The following is a 6,056-nucleotide window of genomic DNA, read 5'->3' as shown; positions in this document are numbered from 1 at the left end:
GCACCGCGGTTCACGATGCCGCGGTGACCGTGGCCAGTCCGGCCGTGGTGTGCTGATCCAGCGCCATCAACGCGGCCCGAATTCGTACCGGTTGCCAACCACCGTCGAGCCTGCGCAGGCGCACCGTTCCCTCGGTGCGATGCCGCGCCAGGTCCCGTGACATGGTCTTCGCGGTCGCCAGATCGTCCGGATGGATCTGCGGGCTCGGCTGCCCCGGGCGGTCCTCCCAGGCGATGTCCGGCATGGGCGCGCCGATCCACCGGATCAGCCGCAACGAGCGCAGATTGACGATCGCGCGGTACTCGCCGGGTTGGGTGGCGGCTTCCAGCACCGTGTACTCCAGGATCGCCGGCGGCGGGGCCGCCGAGACCGCGGTGGCCGCGCCGATGTCCTGGGTCACGCCGCGCAGCAGCACGTGACGCTCGCCGGAGTCATCGGACTCGGCGACGATCCGGCAGGCGAAATGCGCGGCGCGCAGCGCGTCGTCGTCCCGCCGGACGGTCCATACCGCCTGATGCTCGGTGTCCGGCGCCGAGTTGACGATCTTGGCCAGCGCCTCGCTCTCGTCGCGGTTGGTGACCAACCGTGTGAACGCGCTCGCGATGGCCAGTTCCGCGGCACGGTTCTCCGGCGCGACGCCGTACAGGTCCAGCAGGTCGGTACTGCGCACCGAGCGATTGGTCGTGAGATCGAAGTGCCACGCCCCCATCGGGTCGGCCGCCGCGACCGGCTCCTGCCGGGGGCCCACCCACAACCGGACGGCATGCGCCCGCCGCGGCGCGATGAGCAGCGGATCGGCCCGCACCGTGCGCCGCCCGTCGCCGGAGGCCTCTGCCACCGGCACACCGGTCGCGTATGCCCGCCGCAGCGCCGACTCCGCGTCGGCCAGCGACAGCGGATTGCGCACGATGTTGGTCAGCGGCACGAACGACTTCGGCGCGGAGCCCACCGCGATCACTCGCCCCGGCGCATTCGAAAAGCACTCCACGAGAATCCATTTCGTCACCGCCCGCATCCCCGCGCTGCACCGCCGTGCGGCCCTCCCACCTTCTCCCATAACCTGAAATATGTTCTGCCAGTTCTCATTTCGCCATCCCCGTCCCTGACCGCGATACCCTGCGTGCGGTCAGGAACGGAATACCATGTCCAGCACCTTCTCGTGGTAAGACCCGGCGATTCTTGTGACCAGATCCACAGCGATGGCGTCCAGCCCGACCAAAACCTTGGCCTCGCCCCGCGCGGCGCCGCGCAGGATGGTCCGCGCCGCGGCGGCCGGACCGATCCGGGCCACGCGCCCTTCGAATCGGCGCACCACCTCCTCCACGTCGACCCCCGGCGCGACGCTCGCCGACCGGGCGATCCCGGTGAGCACACCACCGGGATACACCCCGGTGACCCGCACCGAGCCACCCGCAGCCCGCATGTCCTGGCGCAGCGATTCGGTGAAACCGCGCACGGCGAACTTCGCCGCGTTGTACGGCGCGTGCCGCGCCACGGCCACCAGCCCGAAGGCCGAGGACATGTTCACGACGTGCGCGCGATCAGCGGCCAGCAGATGCGGCAGGAACGCCTTGGTTCCGTTCACCACACCCCAGAAGTCGACGGCCATCACCTGTTCGAAGTCGCCGAACGGCGACTCCAGCACGCTTCCGACGTGCAGGATGCCCGCGTTGTTGAACAGCGCCTCGACCCGGCCGAACCGCGCGACGGTCCGCTCCGCGTAGGCGAACACGGCCGCCCGGTCGGTGACGTCCACCGTGCTCACCTCCGGCTCTCGTCCCACGGCCGCGCACAACGCCCCCGTCTCCGCGACGGCTTCCGCCGACTTGTCCGACAGCGCCAGCCATGCCCCCGCACCGGCCAATGCCACGGCCAACTCTCGGCCGATACCCGAGCCCGCCCCGGTGACCGCCACTACTCGATCCGCGAAATACCCCATGGCTCAACCCCTTTCCGTACCGGCCGAGGGTCAGACCGGACGTCTCCCACAGGCTAGCCAGTCGAATATGGACACGCGACCTACTCGGCGGGATCGCGCCGTCGGGCGATGCCCGCTCACGCTGCGCCCACTCGATGAAATAATGGACGTCCCCGTCCGCACCCGTCGCGATGCCGCGCCCACCGGCCACGGCCCGCCCACCGCGCCGAACCCACTGGAGATTCGATGCCAACCATCTCGCCCATGCTGCAACGCATCCTCGAGAAACCGGTCGCCGACGGCGAGAAGCTCCTGGAAAGCGCGCTCTCGGCCTTCCTGGACTTCGGCATCAAGCGGACCAGCATGGGCGAGATCGCCCGCCGTGCGGGCATCAGCCCGGCCACGCTGTACCGGCGCTACGAGTCCAAGAACGACCTGGTCGAGGCAGTCAGCGTGCGGGAGGCACAGCGCTTCGTCGCCTCGATCGAGAAGCAGGTGCGCACCGTCTCCGGCAACGACGATCAGCTGGTCGAGATCTTCGTGGCGTTCATCGGCGCCATCGCGGGCAACGAACTGCTGCGCAGGCTGCTGCGGACCGAGCCCGACCTGATCCTGCCCCGGCTGACCACCGAGGCGGGACCGATCCTCGCCGTCGGCCGCGACTACCTGGCCGAGAAGCTGCGCGAGCTACGGGATGCCCGTGGCACGCACGACTTCGACGCCGAACTGGTCGCCGAGATCATGGCCCGGCTGGCGCTGTCGCTCGCCCTCACCCCCGACGGTCTGATTCCGGTCAGCGATCGCGGCGCGGCACGTGAATTCGCCCGGCGCACCTTGCTGCCGATGGTCGGTGTCCAGGTCAGCACGTAAGCCGACGCCGAACGCGGCGGCCACCCGCTCGTCCAGTTCGGCCCGCGCCGCGGTATCCGGCGCCCGGCCCTCCACGAATTCGCGCACCAGATCGATCACACCCGCCGACCTGGCGGCCGCCGGATCGGGCACCGGCAGCCGGGACACGTACTGGGTGATCCACCGCCGCCTGCCCGAGTACAGCCGATTGCCGCAGACCACGTCGTAGAACCGCAACCCGAGCGCCGAATTGGCCACACCCATCAGCAGATAAGCCAAGCGCGTCGCCTCGGCGGGCACACCGGCCAGATCGGGCAACGAGATCCAGTAACAGTCGCCGTTGACCACCGCGCCCGAATCGTCCAGCGCGAAACGCGGCCGGTCGCTGATATCGGGGAAGACCAGCTTCGGCTCGCGCCACAGGTGCGGGCGCTGCGGCACCCAGATCTCATACCAGGCGCGCCCGCTCTCGGTGACGTAGCGGCGTCCGGCCAGCGTCTCCCGATGGGACCGCAGATACGCGGCGGCGCCGGGATATTCGTCGAGATCGATCGGTGTGCGGCGCGAACTGGCCAGGTCGTAGGGGTACAGCACGCGAACGTCGCGGGGGCGGGTAGCCCGCCACGGCGCGAGATCGTGGTGGGTGATCAGGTCGAGCAGTAGTTCGGACTCCGGACACGGCTCGGCCTGAGCCCAGCGGTCCGAGATGAACACGCGATCGGCGGTCGTCTTGATGCCGACCCGGATGCGCGCTACGTCACCGAAACTGCGCCAGGTCGCCCCCGCTATCCGCGCCAGCCAGGAATCGTTCGCGACGTGCGACATCCGCCATGCGACCTCCGATTCCCGCGCTGCGCCCCGGCGCGTCCTTCCCGCCGCCGACTCCGGCCCGCCGCGCGTGGCCGCGCCGATCGGACTGCCGTCGCGGCCGCGATCGGCTCCGGGGGCACCGAGGAACCTCGGCGCCGAGCGTTCGGTCGCCAATTCGCCGACCTCGACGACGAAGGTCCGGCCGTTGTACTCGATGATCGAGCCGCCCGGCTCGACCAGCGCCTCGAACAGCGTCTTCGCACCGGGCGTTTCGCCCGTGGCCTCGTACGCGGAAACGTAGCGGCAGCCGTCGACCTGCCCGGCGCGCCGCGCGATGGTGATCGCGGGGAGGACCGCGGCGGTGAACAGTTTGGTGTCCCCCAGGTCGTACAGCTCGAGCGGAGCCAGGTCGGTCAGCAGCAGCCGCCGGATGTTCGCGCCGGCCTTTGTGGTCAGGAACCGGTTGGCGCACAACAAGCCGAGCACGCCGCCCGCGGCCAGCAACCGGGGCAGCGTCGCGACGAACGGATGGGTGAGGTCGATCCGCCCGCGCAGACCGAACCGCTTGCTCAGCAACTGCGCCGTCGATCCGCCCAGCTGCTGGGTGCGCACATACGGCGGGTTGGTGATCACCGCGTCGAACGAGCCGTCCGCGAGCTGGGCCTCCACCGCGAGGAAGTCCGCCCTGCGCCACTGCGCGGCGATCCCCGCGGCCCGGGCGCGCCCGCGGGCGACCGCGAGCGCTCGGGCGTCCAGGTCGTAGCCGATCAGCGTCAGGCGGATACCGGGAAACCGGGCCGCGACCTCGTGGTGTACCGCGAACAGCAATTCGCCGTCGCCGCAGGCCGGATCGAGCACGCGCAGGACGCCCCCGTCCGAGAGTTCGACATGGCGTAGCAGCCGTTGCGCCAGGAACCGGGCCAGCACAGGGGGCGTGTAGTGCCTGCCGTGCCGTTTACGGTCCCGCGCGGCGGGAGCTTCGGACGCCATATCGGGATTCTGCCTCCTCCCGCCGCGCCGATCGCCGTAACGCGGAGAACAGGATCGGGCGACCGCGCGCTGCGGCCGATTCGCCCGTCCCGGGTGACCGCCCGGCTTTCGCGCCGGAGTGTTCGATGCTAGCGTCTGGTCTCGAAATAAGACTTCCAAAGGAGGCGGGGGAAATGACAGTGACGACAGACGACTTCACGACGCTGGCCCGGGTGCTCGACGAACGCTGGACCTGCAGGCAATTCCGCCCGCAGCCCGTCGAGCGCGACACCATCCAGGCCCTGTTGCGGCTGGCCCAGCGGACGCCGTCATGGTGCAACACCCAGCCCTGGCAGGTCGTGGTGACGGAGGGGGCCGGAACGGATCGTTTCCGGAAGGAACTCGTCGAGCACATCGCGACCGCCACACCCGCACCGGATTTCGAGTTCCCCGCGCACTACACCGGGGTGTACCGGGACCGCAGGCGCGAATGCGGAAAGCAACTGTACGAAAGCGTCGGCATCGCCAAAGGCGATCACGAGAAAACCATGCGGCAGGCCGTGCGGAACTTCGAATTCTTCGACGCGCCGCACGTGGCGATCGTGACCAGCGAAGCCGATCTGGGCATATACGGAGCGGTGGACTGTGGTCTCTACATCGGCAGTTTCCTGTTGGGCGCACAGAGCCTCGGCCTCGGGGCGGCGCCGCAGGCCGCACTGGCCACGTACTCCCCCTTCCTCCGGGAGTACTTCGGTATCCCGGAGCACCGCAAGGTCGTCGCCGGAATCTCGTTCGGATACCCGGACCTCGATCATCCCGTCAACGGCTTCCGCACCGCCCGGGCCGAGCACGACGAAGTCACCACCTGGTTCGCCGACTGATGCCGCCGGGCGCGGCCTCGCCCCGCGGGGGCGCGCCGACGGAGCGTTCCCGCTGCGCCGCGGCCGGTCAGCGCTCCTTCGCTAGCGCACGCTCCCCGTGGCGGCCTCGCTGCCGGTGACGCCCAGCAAGCCGGGTCCGGGCTCGGGGGTGACATCACGTGCGGTGAGTTCGGTTCCGCACGAATCGCATTCGAGTTTGACGTGCGCCTCGCCCGTGCAATCGCGATGGGCGTAGCGCACCGGAGGCCCTTCCGGCGCCATGTAGGTGTCGCCCCAATCGCGGATGGCCAGCAGAATCGGGTAGATGTCGTGGCCTTTGGGGGTGAGGCGGTACTCCTCGTGCGCGCCCACGGCAGCCTTCTGCTTGACGAGGATGCCGTTGTCGATCAGCCGGTCCAGACGATCCTGCAGCCTGCTGCGCGAGATCCCCAGTGCGCTTTGGAAAGCGTTGAACCGACGGATACCGGAGAAGCAGGACTTGAGGATCAGCAGAGTCCAGCGATCACCGAAGACCACGAGTGGGCGCGTGATCGAGCACGGCACGTCGGCCAGTTCTTCGTAGCGCACCTCCCGATGCTACCGACCACCGAGCCGCCCTCGCCCCGTGAAACGTCACGACCTCCGCGGGC

5 protein-coding genes and 1 pseudogene are annotated in these 6,056 nt (G+C 69.5%); 2 read left to right on the top strand and 4 right to left on the bottom strand.

Features of this window, described 5'->3' with window-relative positions; all coding sequences use genetic code 11:
* Nucleotides 1–10: 10 nt before the first annotated feature.
* Complete coding sequence (locus tag ACFU5M_RS04880; RefSeq protein WP_379043791.1) at nucleotides 11–1,015, bottom strand: GAF domain-containing protein; 1,005 nt, start codon at nucleotides 1,013–1,015, stop codon at nucleotides 11–13.
* A gap of 111 nt (nucleotides 1,016–1,126) precedes the next feature.
* Nucleotides 1,127–1,939, bottom strand: a complete 813-nt coding sequence (locus ACFU5M_RS04875; protein WP_379043761.1) for an SDR family NAD(P)-dependent oxidoreductase — start codon at nucleotides 1,937–1,939, stop codon at nucleotides 1,127–1,129.
* 225 nt (nucleotides 1,940–2,164) lie between these two features.
* Between ACFU5M_RS04875 and ACFU5M_RS04870 the strand changes: the two genes are divergently transcribed.
* A complete protein-coding gene (locus ACFU5M_RS04870; protein WP_379043758.1) occupies nucleotides 2,165–2,788 on the top strand; it encodes a TetR/AcrR family transcriptional regulator in 624 nt (207 codons plus the stop codon).
* A 1,164-nt stretch (nucleotides 2,789–3,952) separates the two neighbouring features.
* Here ACFU5M_RS04870 and ACFU5M_RS04865 read toward each other — a convergent pair.
* Nucleotides 3,953–4,567 (bottom strand): annotated as a pseudogene (locus ACFU5M_RS04865) (Eco57I restriction-modification methylase domain-containing protein); the annotation flags it as partial.
* Nucleotides 4,568–4,740: 173 nt separating this feature from the next.
* Here ACFU5M_RS04865 and ACFU5M_RS04860 point away from each other — a divergent pair.
* Complete coding sequence (locus ACFU5M_RS04860) at nucleotides 4,741–5,427, top strand: nitroreductase (protein WP_379043755.1); 687 nt, start codon at nucleotides 4,741–4,743, stop codon at nucleotides 5,425–5,427.
* A gap of 81 nt (nucleotides 5,428–5,508) precedes the next feature.
* Here the strand turns inward: ACFU5M_RS04860 and ACFU5M_RS04855 are convergent, their stop codons facing one another.
* Complete coding sequence (locus tag ACFU5M_RS04855; protein ID WP_379043752.1) at nucleotides 5,509–5,994, bottom strand: winged helix-turn-helix transcriptional regulator; 486 nt, start codon at nucleotides 5,992–5,994, stop codon at nucleotides 5,509–5,511.
* Nucleotides 5,995–6,056 lie beyond the last annotated feature (62 nt).

Origin of the sequence: Nocardia sp. NPDC057455, assembly GCF_042802775.1 — a bacterium.
Taxonomy (GTDB): domain Bacteria; phylum Actinomycetota; class Actinomycetes; order Mycobacteriales; family Mycobacteriaceae; genus Nocardia.
This window is presented reverse-complemented; position numbering and strand designations above follow the sequence as displayed.

Bases quoted from the DNA above. Each gene is read 5' to 3' on its own strand.
- ACFU5M_RS04860 (WP_379043755.1), top strand. From the start codon at position 4,741: ATGACAGTGACGACAGACGACTTCACGACGCTGGCCCGGGTGCTCGAC.
- ACFU5M_RS04870 (WP_379043758.1), top strand. From the start codon at position 2,165: ATGCCAACCATCTCGCCCATGCTGCAACGCATCCTCGAGAAACCGGTC.
- ACFU5M_RS04880 (WP_379043791.1), bottom strand. From the start codon at position 1,015: ATGCGGGCGGTGACGAAATGGATTCTCGTGGAGTGCTTTTCGAATGCG.
- ACFU5M_RS04875 (WP_379043761.1), bottom strand. From the start codon at position 1,939: ATGGGGTATTTCGCGGATCGAGTAGTGGCGGTCACCGGGGCGGGCTCG.